13 protein-coding genes and 1 riboswitch are annotated in these 16,367 nt (G+C 65.9%); of the genes, 10 read left to right on the forward strand and 3 right to left on the reverse strand.

Going from position 1 to position 16,367, the window contains the following annotated elements:
* Nucleotides 1-624 precede the first annotated feature (624 nt).
* Together AC3A5Z_RS17575 and AC3A5Z_RS17580 are read right to left on the reverse strand one after the other, a co-directional pair.
* The gene (locus AC3A5Z_RS17575) at nucleotides 625-2,226 is read right to left on the reverse strand and encodes a site-specific integrase (protein WP_487520620.1); all 1,602 of its coding nucleotides are present in this window, start codon (nucleotides 2,224-2,226) and stop codon (nucleotides 625-627) included.
* Nucleotides 2,227-2,485: 259 nt separating this feature from the next.
* Nucleotides 2,486-3,355, reverse strand: coding sequence for a hypothetical protein (locus tag AC3A5Z_RS17580; protein ID WP_487520621.1), 870 nt, complete (start codon nucleotides 3,353-3,355; stop codon nucleotides 2,486-2,488).
* A 149-nt stretch (nucleotides 3,356-3,504) separates the two neighbouring features.
* Between AC3A5Z_RS17580 and miaB the strand changes: the two genes are divergently transcribed.
* The 6 genes from miaB (at nucleotide 3,505) to metK (ending at nucleotide 10,494) form a co-directional block, all read left to right on the forward strand.
* Nucleotides 3,505-4,815: a tRNA (N6-isopentenyl adenosine(37)-C2)-methylthiotransferase MiaB gene (miaB, locus tag AC3A5Z_RS17585; RefSeq protein ID WP_487520622.1), complete on the forward strand. Its 1,311-nt coding sequence runs from the start codon at nucleotides 3,505-3,507 to the stop codon at nucleotides 4,813-4,815.
* 216 nt (nucleotides 4,816-5,031) lie between these two features.
* A complete protein-coding gene (locus AC3A5Z_RS17590; RefSeq protein WP_487520623.1) occupies nucleotides 5,032-6,057 on the forward strand; it encodes a PhoH family protein in 1,026 nt (341 codons plus the stop codon).
* Complete coding sequence (gene ybeY, locus AC3A5Z_RS17595; protein WP_487520624.1) at nucleotides 6,041-6,544, forward strand: rRNA maturation RNase YbeY; 504 nt, start codon at nucleotides 6,041-6,043, stop codon at nucleotides 6,542-6,544. The genes AC3A5Z_RS17590 and ybeY overlap by 17 nt, the downstream gene beginning before the upstream one ends.
* Nucleotides 6,545-6,588: 44 nt before the next feature.
* Nucleotides 6,589-7,527, forward strand: a complete 939-nt coding sequence (locus AC3A5Z_RS17600) for a hemolysin family protein (protein ID WP_487520625.1) — start codon at nucleotides 6,589-6,591, stop codon at nucleotides 7,525-7,527.
* A 218-nt stretch (nucleotides 7,528-7,745) separates the two neighbouring features.
* Nucleotides 7,746-9,230, forward strand: coding sequence for an apolipoprotein N-acyltransferase (lnt, locus tag AC3A5Z_RS17605; RefSeq protein ID WP_487520626.1), 1,485 nt, complete (start codon nucleotides 7,746-7,748; stop codon nucleotides 9,228-9,230).
* 41 nt (nucleotides 9,231-9,271) lie between these two features.
* A riboswitch (SAM-SAH riboswitch) is annotated at nucleotides 9,272-9,320 on the forward strand.
* Nucleotides 9,321-9,327: 7 nt separating this feature from the next.
* Nucleotides 9,328-10,494: a methionine adenosyltransferase gene (gene metK, locus AC3A5Z_RS17610; RefSeq protein ID WP_487520627.1), complete on the forward strand. Its 1,167-nt coding sequence runs from the start codon at nucleotides 9,328-9,330 to the stop codon at nucleotides 10,492-10,494.
* A 103-nt stretch (nucleotides 10,495-10,597) separates the two neighbouring features.
* On the opposite strand, the gene AC3A5Z_RS17615 is transcribed toward metK, so the two are convergent.
* Complete coding sequence (locus AC3A5Z_RS17615; protein WP_487520628.1) at nucleotides 10,598-11,128, reverse strand: peptidoglycan-binding protein; 531 nt, start codon at nucleotides 11,126-11,128, stop codon at nucleotides 10,598-10,600.
* A 472-nt stretch (nucleotides 11,129-11,600) separates the two neighbouring features.
* Here AC3A5Z_RS17615 and trmB point away from each other — a divergent pair, with 472 nt between their 5' ends.
* From trmB to rpsA, 4 genes are all read left to right on the forward strand, one after another.
* The gene (trmB, locus tag AC3A5Z_RS17620; RefSeq protein ID WP_487520629.1) at nucleotides 11,601-12,314 is read left to right on the forward strand and encodes a tRNA (guanine(46)-N(7))-methyltransferase TrmB; all 714 of its coding nucleotides are present in this window, start codon (nucleotides 11,601-11,603) and stop codon (nucleotides 12,312-12,314) included.
* 64 nt (nucleotides 12,315-12,378) lie between these two features.
* Nucleotides 12,379-13,722, forward strand: coding sequence for a 3-phosphoshikimate 1-carboxyvinyltransferase (gene aroA / locus AC3A5Z_RS17625; protein ID WP_487520630.1), 1,344 nt, complete (start codon nucleotides 12,379-12,381; stop codon nucleotides 13,720-13,722).
* Nucleotides 13,723-13,812: 90 nt separating this feature from the next.
* Nucleotides 13,813-14,433, forward strand: coding sequence for a (d)CMP kinase (locus AC3A5Z_RS17630; protein ID WP_487520631.1), 621 nt, complete (start codon nucleotides 13,813-13,815; stop codon nucleotides 14,431-14,433).
* 83 nt (nucleotides 14,434-14,516) lie between these two features.
* Complete coding sequence (rpsA, locus tag AC3A5Z_RS17635; protein WP_487520967.1) at nucleotides 14,517-16,226, forward strand: 30S ribosomal protein S1; 1,710 nt, start codon at nucleotides 14,517-14,519, stop codon at nucleotides 16,224-16,226.
* The last annotated feature ends 141 nt before the right edge of the window (nucleotides 16,227-16,367 follow it).

A 16,367-nucleotide genomic window follows, 5' to 3' on the forward strand; every position in this document is an offset into this window, starting at 1 on the left:
TACCGGAATGGAGAAGGGTTCCAGAGATCAATCCATAGATCCATGGGTCATCCTCTGTGGGCCTTCTCTCTCCCCCCTATGCTTACTTTAAGTGTTCATGGTGGGGGATCATTGCTTCCCTACCTTGGTCATTCCATCAATCTCAATCTGGGGGATCGGGGAGAGGAGTTCCAGAGAGGTCCCCCATATATGGGGTCTTCCTCTGTCCGCTCTCTGCCCTCCTTCTCCCTCAAAGGATGGGGGTAATTATCATTCACTACATCTTGTGGTCTCCCCCCATTCAGAGGCTCTTGATTGATGACCAACGAGCAAGGGTCATTCCCATCACAGGAGACAAGCAGACCTCGCCAAACTGGTCGCCTCGCTGAACAGGGTGAGGCGAGATGATCGCGACCAACCAAACACAGCTTGTTGTTGGTCGATCTCATGGCCGTCATGTGCCAGCACATTCTACGCCTACGCTTCGGGTGCGATGGGTCAAAAGCTGGGGGAAATCGACAGGTTCGCAGTGACTCTGGGGGGCACCCTACAGTCCCGCTTCTGCTGGCCGCTGTCCTACACCGGGGGAGCCGTAAGGGGGCCTCTGGTGAGTCTCCTGTGGAGTCCTATGCGTGTCTCATGCTGTCAGCCATGATCTGCCCCCTCTGCGGCAGACGGCTCATCCACGACGATCCGGGGGATCTTGGCGACAGCATCGGCCAGAACGCTCAACTCAGTCTCCCCATAGCTCGCGCTTGCCCGACCATCCTCGTGGCCCGTGATCCTGTCTCGGATTTCCTCGCCCATGTGACTACGCGCCTCGCTTATGAACCTGTGCCGCCAAGCGTGGTTCGGCTGCACCCGTGGGTCCGTGATCCCTACGTCCTTTCTGACCCACTCTCTTAGCCTGTTGGCCAAAGTCGTGGTGTCGATCTCCTTGCCCTGCGTGGGCTTTGGCATGAAGACAGGGCCGTTGGGAAGCTTGACGACCACCTCCCACAGCCCTTCTGCCAAGAGATGCTCATGTAGCGGAACTTGTCTGTGATTGCCGGTCTTGGTGGTCCCGGCCTCGGGGGTGATGTGGATGTACTTGATCCCGTTCTCTTCTCGGAAGTCCTGCGTCCGTAGCTGGATGATCTCGCCAACCCGCGCCCCGGTATAGGCGCAGATCCACGGCACCCACCGATTCGCTCGCTGCCTGTGATCAGACCAGCGCGGGGAAATCCCAAGGCCGTCCCTTGCCGCCCTGAGGATTGCCTTTGCTTCGTCTGGGGTGAAGCTCTGCTTCCGCTCGTACTGGGGCTTCGGTACACTGAAGACCACACCTTCGAACGGCCACTTGGGCAGCCGCCTCTTGGAAAGCATGAACCCCGCCCTAACCATCGCTAAGTAGCTGTCAGCGATGGTCTTCCGGGTCAAACCTCGTGCCTCAAGACTGTCGAGCCACCCCTCCACATCATCCGGTTCGACTGTCGTGGCGTCCCTGTTCTGGTCCCCTCCGAGATGGTCTACGAACGACGCAAAGTGATGGCAGAAGGTGCCGATGGTTTTCTCTGACTTGCCCTGCGCCCGGCGGTCCTTGACCCACCGCTCCTTGACGTCCTTCAACGTGAACTCAGGCTTGAGCGATACGGCGGGGGTCTTGGGATATTGGGTGTTGCCCTTAGCTACTGCCGAGAAGTCACCCTCAGCGGCCTTCTGGATGCGCTGGGCGGCGTCCAAGAATGCCCGATGCATGGCTGACAGGAGGCGCTCTCGGCTGTCCGTGTCGATTTGGATCAACCCTCGGCTGGCGAGGATCGCAGTAGCTTCCTCCCCGTGCATCTTCTCCCTGCCTGCGCTGCTCTCGCCAAGATCACGGGCAGCATCAGTTCCGGCATCCCACTGCTCTGGATCTCCGGGATCATCGGCGTGGCGCGTCTTGGTCATTTCAAAGTAGATGCCTGCAAGCTCAGCACACTGGCGCTCAGTGAGGCGTAGAGGGCCTTGAGCGACCGTCTGGCGCAGATGGTTATAGGCTTCCCCAAGCTGGGCTGAAGCTTCCCTGTAGCGTTCTACGGCGACACGCCTGTCCGAGGTACGCAAGGACATCTTTACCTGCGCCCCAAGCGTCACCTGCTGAGCCTCCCCTGCGAGAGTGATGATGACACGCGCTCCCTTAAGGCGCTGGGCGATGTCCTGCGGAACCCGGTCCTGCAAGATCCACACGTTTCCTCTGAGCCTCGGCCCGGCCATTCTGATCCTCATGTTTGCCACTCCTGTTTACCAGTGTGGCCCCGAGAACCTCAAGGAAATCATGATATTGTGGGGGTATCAAGGGGTTGCAGGGTCGCCTGCCCATAGTCCCCCCCTCGCCACCATCGGTTCTCTCTTCATGACGACGATACGGACAGTTCGGCACACTGGATTGAGTGTAGTCTCGGATGATTCTGCTGGCCTCTGTCGCTGAGCTTCATCCCCCACTCACTCAGAGCGTCTCGGCCGGCCTGTGACAGGCGCTCCTGTTTCAAAACCACTGCCCCGGCTCCATCAGGCCGAGGTCCATCAGCTGCTGCGAATTCCAGCCGAAGGGGATGGAATTGTGCCAGCGGAAGCTCGGGATGTCGAATGTCGAGCCGGGGTTGGTCTTCAGTGCCTTGGCGGTGCGGAAGGAGCAGAGGGCGGTGGTGATGTTGTGGTGCCAGGGGCAGGCGTAGGTGTTGTATTCCTCGTCGGTGAAGGTGAAGTCGGGGCGGAGCTGCAGCCCCTCCTTGGCGCGGAACAGGGCGATGCGGTCGATCTTGCGGCGGGCGGGGGGCACATGCTCCTCGAACCGCCAGCGCAGCCCGCCGAAGAAATCCAGCTGCCGTTCCCTCGGGTGGTTGTGGTTTGCCGGATCGGGGCGCCCAAGGGCGTAATAGCCGGAACGGTCGAGCATCGCCTCGCTCAGCGAGACGGCATCGGGGTGGCGCGAGAGATCGCCTGCGTAGAGGTCGATCACATAGGACAGAACCGCATCGCGCCGCTCCTCGGCGTGAAAGGCGATCAGCTCGCGGATGTTGCGGGTCTCGCAGAAGGGGTGGAACAGGTATTCGGCATTGTAGCAGTAGTGAAACCATGTGCCGGGGGCTGCCGGGATCAGCCGGTTGATCGCCGTCATCATCGCGGCCTCGGCGTAGACGTCGAAATCGATACGGTGGATCTCGGCCTCCAGCGCGGGGGCGAGGGGGACCGCTTCGGGGGCCAGCAGCAGCACGGGGCGGAAGCCTGCGGCGAGGGCGTGGCGCAGGGTGCTCTCCACCTCCACCGGGTCTTCGGCCAGGACGACGGCGACCGGGCCGCGGGCCAGCAGGCTCTCGGCGCGGGCCAGGAACTCGGTCAGGCTGTCGTGCCGCATCGGCGCCCCCTGCCACCCGGCGCCGGCTGCCGGGGGTCGTTGGCAGGGTCGGTCAACGCGATCGTCATTGCAAGGCGCGGCCCCGCGCGGTTGCCCTTTGTCGCAGGTTTCGTGTATGACCTCGGCTTCAGCACACGGGAATGCGCGGAATGTCGGAAGCCAAGAAGCTGTTCATCAAGACCTATGGCTGCCAGATGAATGTCTATGACAGCGAGCGCATGGCCGAGGCGATGGGCGCGCAGGGCTATGTGACCACCGAGAACGCCGAAGAGGCGGACATGGTGCTGTTGAACACCTGCCACATCCGCGAGAAGGCGGCGGAGAAGGTGTATTCAGACCTCGGGCGGCTGCGCCCGCTGAAGCAGGCCAAGCCGGGCATGAAGATCGGCGTGGCGGGCTGCGTGGCGCAGGCCGAGGGGGCCGAGATTTTGCGGCGGATGCCGCTGGTTGATCTGGTCGTCGGCCCGCAAAGCTATCACCGCCTGCCCGAGATGCTGAGCCGCACCGGCAATGGCGCGCAGGTGATCGACACCGATTTTCCGGCCGAGGACAAGTTCGACCACCTGCCCGAGCGCAAGGCGCTGCGCGGTCCGTCGGCCTTCCTGACGGTGCAGGAGGGCTGCGACAAGTTCTGCGCCTTCTGCGTGGTGCCCTATACCCGCGGCGCGGAGGTCTCGCGCCCGGCCCAGCGGCTTCTGTCGGAGGCGCGGGCGCTGGTGGAGAAGGGGGTGCGCGACATCACCCTGCTCGGGCAGAACGTGAACGCCTATCACGGCGACGGCTGGGGGCTGGCGCGGCTGATCCGCGAACTGGCGCGGATCGACGGGCTGCAGCGCATCCGCTACATGACCTCGCATCCGAACGACATGGAGGACGATCTGGTCGCCGCCCATGGCGACGAGCCCAAGCTAATGCCCTATCTGCATCTGCCGGTGCAGTCCGGCTCGGACCGCATCCTGAAGGCGATGAACCGCAAGCACACCGCCGAGCAGTATCTGCGGCTGATCGAGCGCATCCGCGCGGCGCGGCCCGACATCCTGCTGACCTCGGATTTCATCGTCGGCTTCCCCGGCGAGACCGATGCCGATTTCGAGGCAACCATGAGCCTCGTGCGGTCGGTGGGCTATGGCATGGCCTACACCTTCAAGTATTCCGCCCGTCCGGGCACCCCCGCCGCCGAGAAGCCGGAACTGCCCGCCGAGGTCAGCGATGCCCGGCTGCAGGCACTGCAGGCGCTGATCACCAGCCAGCAGCGCGCCGCGCAGGAGGCGATGGTGGGGCGCGAGGTCGGCGTGCTCTACGACAAGCCGGGGCGGCTGCCGGGGCAGATGGTAGGCAAGTCCGATCACCTGCATGCGGTGCATGTCACCGACCCCGAGGGGCAGGTGGGCCATCTGGTGCGGGTGCGCATCACGGCGAGCAGCACCAATTCGCTGGCGGCGGAGCTGGCGCGGCGCTGACACCCGCGCAGGCCGAAACCTGCCGGTCCCGCGAAATCGCGGCCTTCCGAGGCGGCGGCAGGGCTTTTTGTCGTGCTGTCGTCACAACCGATAGTGCAAAAAGAGGCAGCAACCGCATTTTATTGGAACACTGTACACGGCTCCGGCATTTGCGACTTGCCAGACTCTGCTTTCGACCCCACTCTTTATCTCAAGTGCAACCGCCAGAATGAGGAGATGTCCTTGGGCATCAGCGCGCTGACCCCCCCGACCCGTTCCGAAGATGTGGTAGAGACACTTCTGGAATTTCCCGACAATCGCCTTCTGATCGACCTGTGCGGGGAATTCGACCGCAACCTGGCTCAGATCGAACATCAGATGGGCGTGCATATCCTGCGCCGGGGCAACCGGCTGGCGGTGATCGGGGACAAGGGGGCGCGCGAACAGGCGGCGGCGGTGCTGAGGGGGCTTTATGCGCGGCTTGAATCGGGACGCGGCGTGGTCGCGGGCGACATCGACGGCGCGATCCGCATGGGCCGCCCGATGAGCGACATCGTGCGCGACCCGGGCGAGCAGATCGAGCTCTTCACCCCCGGCAAATACGAGATACGCACCCGCAAGAAGCCCGTCGAGCCGCGCACCGAGGCGCAGAAGGCCTATGTGGCGAACCTCTTCGACAACGAGCTCGGCTTCGGCATCGGCCCGGCGGGCACCGGCAAGACCTATCTTGCGGTGGCGGTGGGCGTGACCATGCTGATCGGCGGCGTGGTGGACAAGATCATCCTCAGCCGTCCGGCGGTGGAGGCGGGCGAAAGGCTCGGCTTCCTGCCCGGCGACATGAAGGAGAAGATCGACCCCTACATGCAGCCGCTCTACGACGCGCTGAACGATTTCCTGCCGCAGAAGCAGCTCGCCAAGCTGATGGAGGAGAAGCGGATCGAGATCGCGCCGCTGGCCTTCATGCGCGGGCGCACGCTGAGCAACGCCTTCGTGGTGCTGGACGAGGCGCAGAACGCCACGACCATGCAGATGAAGATGTTCCTCACCCGTCTGGGCGAGGGCAGCCGCATGGTCATCACCGGCGACCGCACCCAGATCGACCTGCCGCGCGGCACCGCCTCGGGGTTGCAGGACGCCGAGCGTATCCTGAAGGGGGTGAAGGGCGTGACCTTCAACTACTTCACCTCGAAGGATGTGGTGCGGCACCCGCTTGTCGCGCGCATCATCGAGGCGTATGAGGCCGACGATGGAGCCTCTGGTTGACACAGTCATAGAAGACCTGCGCTGGGAGGGCATCGACCTTCCGGCGCTGGCCTCGCGCGCGGCAGGGGCGACCCTTGCCGCGCTTTCGCTCGAGCCCGAGGGCTTCGGCATCGTGCTGATGGGCTGCGACGACGCCCGCATCGCCGAGCTGAACGGCGCCTTCCGGCAGAAGGGCCAGCCGACCAACGTGCTGTCCTTCCCCGCGGAGGACCGCGCTCCGGAAGAGCCGGGGCTGGCGCCCGAGCTGCCCGAACCGGGCGATCCCGACGACCCCGAGGAATTGGGCGACATCGCCATCGCCTGGGAGACCTGCGCGCGGGAAGCCGCCGAACAGGAAAAAGCGATGCAGGACCATGTGACACACCTGATCGTTCATGGCATTCTGCATCTTCTGGGCTATGACCACATCGAGGACGCCGACGCGGAACTGATGGAGGCCATCGAGACACGCATACTTGCAACTCTCGGCATCGCAGACCCATATTGACCGACGGCGCCGGAATGGGCGTTTCACTTCTTGGAAAAGGACCGATGGGCAGTAGCAACGACGGGTCTCTCGCAGCGCAGGGCGCGCAGGGACCGAGTGACGAAGACCACCCCCCAGAATCCGGGCAGCGCGGTATCTTGGGCCGCATCCTCAGTGCCTTCAGCCCGAACGAGCCCGCGAATGACGTGGGCTCGACGCAATCCACGGCGCTGACGCTGGCTCATAGCCTCACCCTTCCCGGCATCGCCAACCTGCGCCGCCTGCGTGTGGACGATGTGGCGATCCCCAAGGTCGAGATCGCGGCCGTGCCGATCGACATCGGCAAGGACGAGCTGGTGGAGGTCTTCCGCGAACACGGCTTCTCGCGCCTGCCGGTCTACAAGGGCACGCTCGATCATCCGCAGGGGCTGGTGCTCCTGAAGGATCTGGCGCTGCAGCACGGCTTCAACGGCGCGAGCGGGCGGTTCAGCCTGCGCAAGCTGCTGCGGCCGATGCTCTATGCCCCGCCCTCGATGCCGATCGGCGTGCTGTTGCAGAAGATGCAGCGCGAGCGGGTGCATATGGCGCTGGTGATCGACGAATACGGCGGGGTCGACGGGCTGGTGACGATCGAGGACCTGATCGAAACGGTGATCGGCGAGATCGAGGACGAGCATGACGAGGCCGAGGGCGCGCTCTGGTCGCTGGAGAAGCCGGGGGTCTACATCGTTCAGTCCCGCGCGCCGCTGGAGGAGTTCGAGGCCGACATCGGCCTCAGGCTGCGCCGCGACGAGGAGGACGAGGAGATCGACACGCTGGGCGGTCTGGTCTTCCTGCGGATCGGCCGGGTGCCGGTGCGCGGCGAGATCGTGCCGCATGAGAGCGGCGCCGAGTTCGAGGTGATGGATGCCGATCCCCGCCGAATCAAGCGGCTGCGCGTCCGTCTGCCGGGCGCGGCACAGGCGCCGGTGGCGCTGATCGCCAAGGCCGTCGAAGGCGCCTGACCCGGGCGGGGGAGCCGCCCTCGGGGGCATCGAGCCCCCTCGGGCGGCGCTGCCGCGGCAGGGCCCCCGGCGCCCCGCCAGACCTTCCCCGCGCCGCATCTGTGGCGCGGGCCGCGCAGTTCACGCGGGCCTGATCGCTCCGGCCTTGACGGCCCGTGGCGCAAGAGGCACGAGCGGCACGACGCCCCCCGCAGAGCGGGCAGCCGCAGGACAGCCGCATGATCTCACTCGCTTCTCCTTGGAGCCTGCGTTCGCGGCTCGGCGCGGCCTTCGGCCTTGGCGCGGTAATGGCCTCGGGTCAGGCGCCGCTCGGCTTCTGGCCGCTGACGCTGGCGGCGCTGGCGGCGCTGACGCTGCTGCTGGCGGGCGAGCCCAATCGCCGGAGCGCGGCGCTGGTCGGCTGGTTCGGCGGTGCGGGCTATTTCGCGCTGGCCCTGAGCTGGATCTTCGAGCCCTTCCTGATCGATGCCGCCCGCGACGGCTGGATGGCGCCCTTCGCCGTGGTGCTGATGGCCTTCGGCATGGGGCTGTTCTGGGCGTTCGCGGGGTTTCTCTCGGCCCTGCCGGTGGGCCATGCCCGCCGCAGCCTTGCCTTCGCCACGGCACTGGCCGGGGTGGAGCTGGCGCGGGGCTATGTGCTGACCGGCTTTTCCTGGGCGCTGGTCGGGCATGTCTGGATCGGCAGCTGGCCCGCGCAGGTCGCAAGCCTGATCGGGCCTTCCGGGCTGACGCTGATGACCACGCTGGCGGTGGCGCTGCCGGTGGCCTTCCGCTGGAAGGGGGCGGTGGCGGGGGCGATGATCCTCGTGACGGCGGCAGGATTCGGCTGGTGGCGGCTGCAGCAGCCCGAGCCGCAGGCGCCGGGGCTGACGCTGCGGCTGGTGCAGCCGAATGCCGATCAGGCGACGAAATGGCAGCCGGGCATGGCGCGGATGCTCTTCGACCGCCAGCTGGCCTATACCGCCGCCGAGCCGCGCCCCGATGCGGTGATCTGGCCCGAGACAGCGGTGCCCTACCTGCTGGAAGAGGCCGAAGGCGCGCTGATCGAGATGGCCGCGGCGGCGCAGGGCGTGCCGGTGCTGGCGGGCATCCAGCGCGGCGAGGGCTGGAAGTTCTGGAACTCGCTGGTGGTTGTGGCGGCCGACGCGGGGGTGCAGGCGGTCTATGACAAGCACCATCTTGTGCCCTTCGGGGAATACATCCCCTTCGGCGACACGATGGACCGGCTCTTCGGCATCACGGCCTTTGCCGCCCAGCAGGGCAACGGCTATTCCGAGGGGCCGGGGGCGGCGGTGCTCGACCTCGGCGCCTTGGGCAAGGTGCTGCCGCTGATCTGTTACGAGGCGGTCTTTCCGCAGGATCTGCGCGCGGCGCCGGAGCGGGCGGGCTGGATCTTGCAGATCACCAACGACGCGTGGTTCGGCACGCTGACCGGGCCCTATCAGCATCTGGCGCAGGCCCGGCTGCGCGCCATCGAGCAGGGGCTGCCGCTGGTCCGGGTGGCCAATACCGGCGTCTCGGCGCTGGTCGACGCGAAGGGCCGGATCTTGGACGAGCTGCCGCTTGGAGTGGCGGGTTACAAAGATGTCGCACTTCCGGGGTCATTAACCGCTACCCCCTTCGCAACATTCGGAGAATTCCCGGTTTTGCTGTTGCTCGCGGGGCTCGCGCTGGGGCTGTTGCTGGCGCGAAGGCCGCGCTGAGCTTGACCCGCCCCCAAGGGCGGGTGTAGCCGCGAAGGATCGAACCGTCACAACGGCTTCCTGGCGTGGCGGGGGTAACCCAACGGAGCACTTCCCAATGTCACGCAACAACTATGTCTTCACGTCCGAGTCCGTCTCGGAGGGGCATCCCGACAAGCTTTGCGATCGGGTGTCGGACGCCATTCTCGATGCCTTGCTGACCGAAGAACCCAATGCCCGCGTCGCCTGCGAAACCTTCGCCACGACCAACCGCGTTGTCGTCGGTGGCGAGGTCGGTCTGTCCGATCCGGAAAAGCTGAACACGTTCATGGGTCGGGTGGACGGTATCGTGCGCGACTGCGTGAAGGATATCGGCTACGAGCAGGAACACTTCCACTGGCGCGACATCGAGGTGCAGAACTACCTGCACAAGCAGTCCGCCCATATCGCCCAGGGCGTCGACCGTGACGGCGCGGGCGATCAGGGCATCATGTTCGGCTATGCCTGCCGCGAGACCGCCGAGCTGATGCCGGCACCGATCCTCTATTCCCACGCTATCCTGCGCCGTCTGGCCGAGGTGCGCAAATCCGGGCAGGAGACGACGCTGCGGCCCGACGCCAAGTCGCAGCTCTCGCTGCGCTACGTGAATGGCAAGCCGGTCGAGGTCACCTCAATCGTGCTCTCGACCCAGCATTCCGACGAGGGCCAGACCAGCGCCGACATCCGCGCCATCGTGGAGCCCTACATCCGCGAAGTGCTGCCCGAGGGCTGGCTGACCGATGCGACGGAGTGGTGGGTGAACCCCACGGGGACCTTCGTGATCGGCGGGCCGGATGGCGATGCGGGGCTGACGGGCCGCAAGATCATCGTCGACACCTACGGCGGCGCGGCACCGCACGGCGGCGGGGCCTTCTCCGGCAAGGACCCGACCAAGGTGGACCGTTCGGCGGCCTATGCCGCGCGCTACCTCGCCAAGAACGTGGTGGCGGCGGGTCTGGCCGACCGCTGCACGCTGCAGGTCTCCTACGCCATCGGCGTGGCCAAGCCGCTGTCGATCTATGTCGACACGCATGGCACCGGCGAGGTGGATGCCTCGGCGATCGAGAAGGCCGTGGCCGAATGCATGGATCTGACGCCGCGCGGCATCCGCGAGCATCTCAACCTCAACCGTCCGATCTACGCCCGCACCTCGGCCTATGGCCATTTCGGCCGCGCCGCCGAAGCGGATGGCGGTTTCTCGTGGGAGCGCACGGATCTGACGGAGCAGCTGAAAAAGGCTGTGTGATCCCTGCCGATACTACCGAAAATAATGAAGCCCCGGAGCAAACTCCGGGGCTTCGCTGTAGAAAGATCTGCCTCAAAAATATCTGCTTGAAATGGCTTGGGCCTCAGCCGGCGAGGGCGTCATAGAGGCCATAGGACCCGCGGACCGAGTTCAGCGAGGTCGCCTTGCCGCTATCGCGGGCATAGGCCTGAACGGCGCGGTAAGTGTTGGGACCCCAGGTGCCGTCGATGGCGCCCGAGTAGTAGCCGTAGCGCGCCAGCTCGAGCTGGATCTCGCGGCGCATCTGCGGGCTGTATTCGTTGAAGGTGGTCGCGGCGGGCACCGAATAGATGCTCGGCGCGCGGTAACGCGGCTCGTAGGCGACGGGCGCGGTGCGGGCATAGACCGGCTTCGGCTGCTGCACGTAGTATTGCGGCTGCGGCGCGTAATACTGCGGCTGCTGCTGGATCACCCGGCGCTGCGGCTGCTGGTTGCGGGCATGGTTGATCAGCGCCCCCACGGCGACGGTGGCGGCGACGCCGGTCAGGAAGTCCTTCTCGCGCTTGCCGAGGGCGTTCGCGGGGGCGGCGGCGGCGGCCATCATCGAGAGGGAGACGAGGGCAGCGACTCCGGTTTTCTTCAGATCGAATTGCATGGACATTGGTCCTCCAGGTTGATGCTGGGAACATGGGGCAGGGGGCCGGGCTAAGCAAAAACCGCGGGTTGTTATCGCATAGCAGCCGGGTTGATATGGGATAGTCACTAGTTAAATCGCTGATAAGTTAGCAATAATTTCTCGGTTCCCGAAGCGGGTCCGAAACGGCGCATTTTTATGTTTGACAGAAAATCTCTGGTGCAGCCGGAGACGAGGGCGGCGGGCAGCCCTCGCCTCGCCTTATGTCACCGCTCCGCACATCGTCGGAAGGCCGCCGCAGGGCGCGGCGACCCAGCGGCGCTTCATGCGCGGCGCGGCGGATCTCATCGCGACCTCATGCAGCGGTGACCAGCTCGCGCCGAAGAGGTAAATCGGCCCGCAGGTCGCGGTTGATCGCATCCATCCGGGGCGACGGCTTGACGCTTTGCGGCGCTTTGGCTAGGCCCGGACGCTTCATCAGCGAAAGTGCGCCATGACCGACGATCCCGATCTGCCGCCCGCCGCCCCGGAATGGCGCAACTTCTATGGCCGCCGCTTCGGCAAGACGCTGCGGCCCAGCCAGAAAGGCTATCTGAACGAGGACCTCGAGGCGCTTCGCCCGCGCGGCATCACCCGCGAGGAGAACCCCGAGCGCCAGCCGCTCGACCTTGCGGCGCTGTTCGGCGACGACCGCCCGGTCTGGCTGGAGATCGGCTTCGGCGGCGGCGAGCATATGGTGCATATGGCGGCAACCAACCCGGACATCGGGCTGATCGGCTGCGAGCCCTATATCAACGGCGTGGCGATGCTTCTGGGCAAGATCCGCGCGGCGGGGGTGGGGAACCTCGCGGTGCATCCGGGCGATGTGCGCGACCTTTTCGACGTGCTGCCCGCGGCGAGCCTGAGCCGCGCCTTCCTCAACTACCCCGATCCCTGGCCCAAGACGCGCCACCACCGCCGCCGCTTCGTGACGCAGGAGCATCTGGTGCCCCTGGCCCGGGCGATGAAACCGGGGGCCGAGTTCCGCGTGGCGAGCGACATCCCCGACTACATCCGCCAGACGCTGGAAGAGGTGCCGCAGGCCGGCTTCACGCTGGTCTCGGAAGGCCCCGAGGCCTGGCCCGACTGGTATTCCACCCGTTACGAACAGAAGGCGCTGCGCGAGGGGCGGGCGCCGCATTACGTGACCTTCACCCGAGCCGGCTGATCGCGCTGGACCGGAGCGGGCGGTTTCGCTAAGCCAGCCGCGACGGAATTGCGAGGAATGACCCATGTCCGGCCACGGCCAAGCCCAACCGATGACTGCCCGCCGCGCTGGCCCGCTGACGGGGCGCGCCGAAGTGCCGGGCGACAAGTCGATCAGCCACCGCGCGCTGATCCTCGGCGCGCTGGCGGTCGGCGAGACGAAGATCTCCGGGCTTCTGGAAGGGCAGGACGTGCTCGACACCGCCAAGGCGATGCGCGCCTTCGGGGCCGAGGTGATCCACCACGGGCAGGGCAGCTGGTCGGTGCATGGCGTGGGTGTCGGTGGCTTTGCCGAACCGGCGGAGGTGATCGACTGCGGCAACTCCGGCACCGGGGTGCGGCTGATCATGGGCTGCATGGCGACCTCGCCGATCACCGCGACCTTCACCGGCGACGCCAGCCTGCGCAAGCGCCCGATGGGCCGCGTCACCGATCCGCTGGCGCTGTTCGGCGCCAAGGCCTACGGGCGCAAGGGCGGCCGGCTGCCGATGACCGTGGTGGGGGCCGCTAGCCCGGTGCCGGTGCGCTATGCGACGCCCGTCGCCTCGGCGCAGGTCAAATCGGCGGTGCTGCTGGCCGGGCTGAACGCGCCCGGACAGACCGTGGTGATCGAGCGCGAGGCGACGCGGGACCATTCGGAGCGGATGCTGGTGGGTTTCGGCGCCGAGCTGACGGTCGAGGACAGCGCCGAGGGCCGGGTCATCACCCTGACCGGCCAGCCGGAGCTGAAGGCGCAGACCGTGGCCGTGCCGCGCGACCCCTCCTCGGCGGCCTTCCCGGTCTGCGCGGCGTTGGTGGTCGAGGGCTCGGAGATCTTCGTGCCGGGGGTCAGCCAGAACCTGACGCGGAACGGGCTCTACCTCACGCTGGTCGAGATGGGCGCCGACATCGCCTTCGAGAACCCGCGCGAGGAGGGTGGCGAGCCGGTGGCCGACCTGCGCGTGCGCTTCGGGCCGCTGCAGGGCATCGAGGTGCCGCCCGAGCGCGCGCCGTCGATGATCGACGAATACCCGATCCTCTCGGTCGTCGCCGCCTGTGCCGAGGGCCGCACGGTGATGCGCGGGGTGAAGGAGCTCCGGGTGAAGGAAAGCGACCGGATCGACGCGATGGCCCGCGGCCTTGAGGCCTGCGGCGTGCGGGTCGAGGAGGACGAGGACACGCTGATCGTCCATGGTATGGGTGCTGGCGGCGTGCCGGGCGGGGCGACCTGCAAGACCCATATCGACCACCGCATCGCTATGAGCTTTCTGGTGCTGGGGATGGCGGCGCAGAAGCCGGTGTCGGTCGACGACGGCTCGCCCATCGCCACTTCCTTCCCGGCCTTCCTGCCCCTGATGGCGCGGCTCGGGGCGGATGTGTCGGATCTCTAGGCCGGGGCGGGGCAGGGGGGCTGTCTGCCCCCCACGCCGGCTGCGCCGGTTCCCCCCGAGGATATTTGGACAGGAAAGAAGGCAGGAGCGATGATCTTTACCGTGGCGATCGACGGACCGGCGGCGGCGGGCAAGGGCACCATCGCCCGGGCGGTGGCGGCGTATTTCGGCTTCGAACTGCTCGACACCGGGCTGCTCTATCGCGCGGTGGCCCGCAAGGTGCTGGACGGGATGGAGGCGGCGGATGCCGCGCGGGCGCTGAGCGGGCACGACCTGCGGCGCGACGGGCTGCGCACCGCCAAGGTGGGCCAGCTCGCCTCGAAGGTCGCGGCGATGCCCAAGGTGCGGGCCGAGCTGATCGCCTTCCAGAAGCGCTTCGCCCGGATGGAGGGCGGCGCGGTGCTGGACGGGCGCGACATCGGCACGGTGATCTGCCCCGAAGCGGAGGTGAAGCTCTATGTCACCGCCAGCGACACGGTGAGGGCGCATCGCCGCTGGCTGGAGCTGGTGCAGAAGGACCCGGCCCTGAAGGAGGCCGACGTGCTGGCCGAGCTGACCGAACGCGACAAGCGCGACCGCGAACGCAAGGTGGCGCCGCTGAAGCCCGCCGATGATGCACTCTTGCTTGACACGACGGAACTGACTATAGACGCCGCAGTCAACAAGGCGATCGAGGCCATAAAAACACGGCAGGCACAGGGTCGGGAGTAATCCTCGGCCCTTGTTGTTTTCCGGGGCGCGACCCAGATGACGCAAGCGAAAGACCGGCGGAGCCAACCGCAAGGCCAGTAAAAATACGTGAAAAGGATCAGAACTGCATGTGCGCTAAAGCTTCCATGGAAGAATTCGAAGCCCTCCTGAACGAGAGCCTCGAGATTGACACCCCCCAGGAGGGGTCGGTTGTCAAAGGTCGGGTCATCGCTGTCGAAGCGGGCCAGGCCATCATCGACGTCGGCTACAAGATGGAAGGCCGCGTCGATCTCAAGGAATTTGCAGACCTCAGCGGCGCGGTGGAAATCGCGGTCGGTGACGAGGTTGAAGTCTACCTCGACCGCGTCGAGAACGCCCGGGGCGAGGCTGTCATCAGCCGCGACAAGGCCAAGCGCGAAGAAGCCTGGGACCGTCTGGAAAAGGCCTATGCCAACGAGACCCGCGTCGACGGCGCGATCTTCGGCCGGGTCAAGGGCGGCTTCACCGTCGACCTCGGCGGCGCTGTCGCCTTCCTGCCGGGTTCGCAGGTCGACGTCCGTCCGGTGCGCGATGCCGGCCCGCTCATGGGCATGAAGCAGCCGTTCCAGATCCTGAAGATGGACCGTCGTCGCGGCAACATCGTTGTCTCGCGTCGCGCGATCCTCGAAGAAAGCCGCGCCGAACAGCGCGCCGAGGTCATCTCGAACCTGACCGAAGGTCAGACCGTGGATGGCGTGGTCAAGAACATCACCGAATACGGTGCGTTCGTTGACCTCGGTGGCGTCGACGGCCTGCTGCACGTCACCGACATGGCCTGGCGCCGCGTCAACCACCCGTCCGAGATCCTGTCGATCGGCGAGACCGTGAAGGTCCAGGTCATCAAGATCAACAAGGACACGCACCGCATCAGCCTCGGCATGAAGCAGCTGCAGTCCGATCCGTGGGATGCGGTGGAAAAAGCCTATCCGATCAGCTCGGTCCACAAGGGCCGCGTGACCAACATCACCGACTACGGCGCATTCGTCGAGCTGGAAGCCGGTGTCGAAGGTCTGGTCCACGTCTCGGAAATGAGCTGGACCAAGAAGAACGTGCACCCCGGCAAGATCGTCTCGACCTCGCAGGAAGTGGACGTCATGGTGCTGGAAATCGACAGCGCCAAGCGTCGCGTGTCGCTCGGTCTCAAGCAGACCATGCGCAACCCGTGGGAAGTGTTCGCCGAGAACAACCCGGTCGGTTCGGCCATCGAGGGCGAAGTCAAGAACATCACAGAATTCGGTCTGTTCGTCGGCCTCGAGAACGACATCGACGGCATGGTCCACCTTTCGGACCTGTCCTGGGACCAGCGCGGCGAGGACGCCATCCAGAACTACCGAAAGGGCGACACCGTGAAAGCGGCCGTCACCGAAGTGGACATCGACAAGGAGCGTATCTCGCTGTCGATCAAGGCTCTGGGCGACGACACCTTCACCGATGCGGTGGATGGCGTGAAGCGCGGCTCGATCATCACCAGCACGGTGACTGCGATCGAAGAGGGCGGCATCGAGGTGGAATACAACGGCATGAAGTCGTTCATCCGCCGTTCGGACCTGTCGCGCGACCGTGCCGACCAGCGCCCCGAGCGCTTCCAGGTCGGTGACAAGGTCGACGCCCGCGTGACCAACGTCGACAGCAAGACCCGTCGTCTGGGCCTGTCGATCAAGGCGCGCGAGATCGCCGAAGAGAAGGAAGCCGTGGAACAGTTCGGCTCCTCCGATTCGGGCGCCTCGCTGGGCGACATCCTCGGCGCCGCGCTCAAAGGCATCGATCGCAACTGATCGTCCCCTCCGGGACGTCTGGAAGGCCCCGCTCACCGGCGGGGCCTTTTGCATTTGACCGCCGATCACGGGCGAAGTGCCCAATAAGGCGGGGTTTTCCTATTTGTGCCGCCCGTTTTTTTGCCTATAGTCACCGGGACA

This window comes from Cereibacter sp. Soil_C_27, assembly GCF_057657095.1.

Excerpts from the sequence above, each read along its gene's own strand:
- AC3A5Z_RS17600 (WP_487520625.1), top strand. The coding sequence starts at position 6,589 with ATGGGCAGTAGCAACGACGGGTCTCTCGCAGCGCAGGGCGCGCAGGGA.
- AC3A5Z_RS17580 (WP_487520621.1), bottom strand. The coding sequence starts at position 3,355 with ATGCGGCACGACAGCCTGACCGAGTTCCTGGCCCGCGCCGAGAGCCTG.
- ybeY (WP_487520624.1), top strand. The coding sequence starts at position 6,041 with ATGGAGCCTCTGGTTGACACAGTCATAGAAGACCTGCGCTGGGAGGGC.
- AC3A5Z_RS17575 (WP_487520620.1), bottom strand. The coding sequence starts at position 2,226 with ATGAGGATCAGAATGGCCGGGCCGAGGCTCAGAGGAAACGTGTGGATC.
- AC3A5Z_RS17590 (WP_487520623.1), top strand. The coding sequence starts at position 5,032 with ATGTCCTTGGGCATCAGCGCGCTGACCCCCCCGACCCGTTCCGAAGAT.
- metK (WP_487520627.1), top strand. The coding sequence starts at position 9,328 with ATGTCACGCAACAACTATGTCTTCACGTCCGAGTCCGTCTCGGAGGGG.
- AC3A5Z_RS17630 (WP_487520631.1), top strand. The coding sequence starts at position 13,813 with ATGATCTTTACCGTGGCGATCGACGGACCGGCGGCGGCGGGCAAGGGC.
- trmB (WP_487520629.1), top strand. The coding sequence starts at position 11,601 with ATGACCGACGATCCCGATCTGCCGCCCGCCGCCCCGGAATGGCGCAAC.
- lnt (WP_487520626.1), top strand. The coding sequence starts at position 7,746 with ATGATCTCACTCGCTTCTCCTTGGAGCCTGCGTTCGCGGCTCGGCGCG.
- aroA (WP_487520630.1), top strand. The coding sequence starts at position 12,379 with ATGTCCGGCCACGGCCAAGCCCAACCGATGACTGCCCGCCGCGCTGGC.
- miaB (WP_487520622.1), top strand. The coding sequence starts at position 3,505 with ATGTCGGAAGCCAAGAAGCTGTTCATCAAGACCTATGGCTGCCAGATG.
- AC3A5Z_RS17615 (WP_487520628.1), bottom strand. The coding sequence starts at position 11,128 with ATGCAATTCGATCTGAAGAAAACCGGAGTCGCTGCCCTCGTCTCCCTC.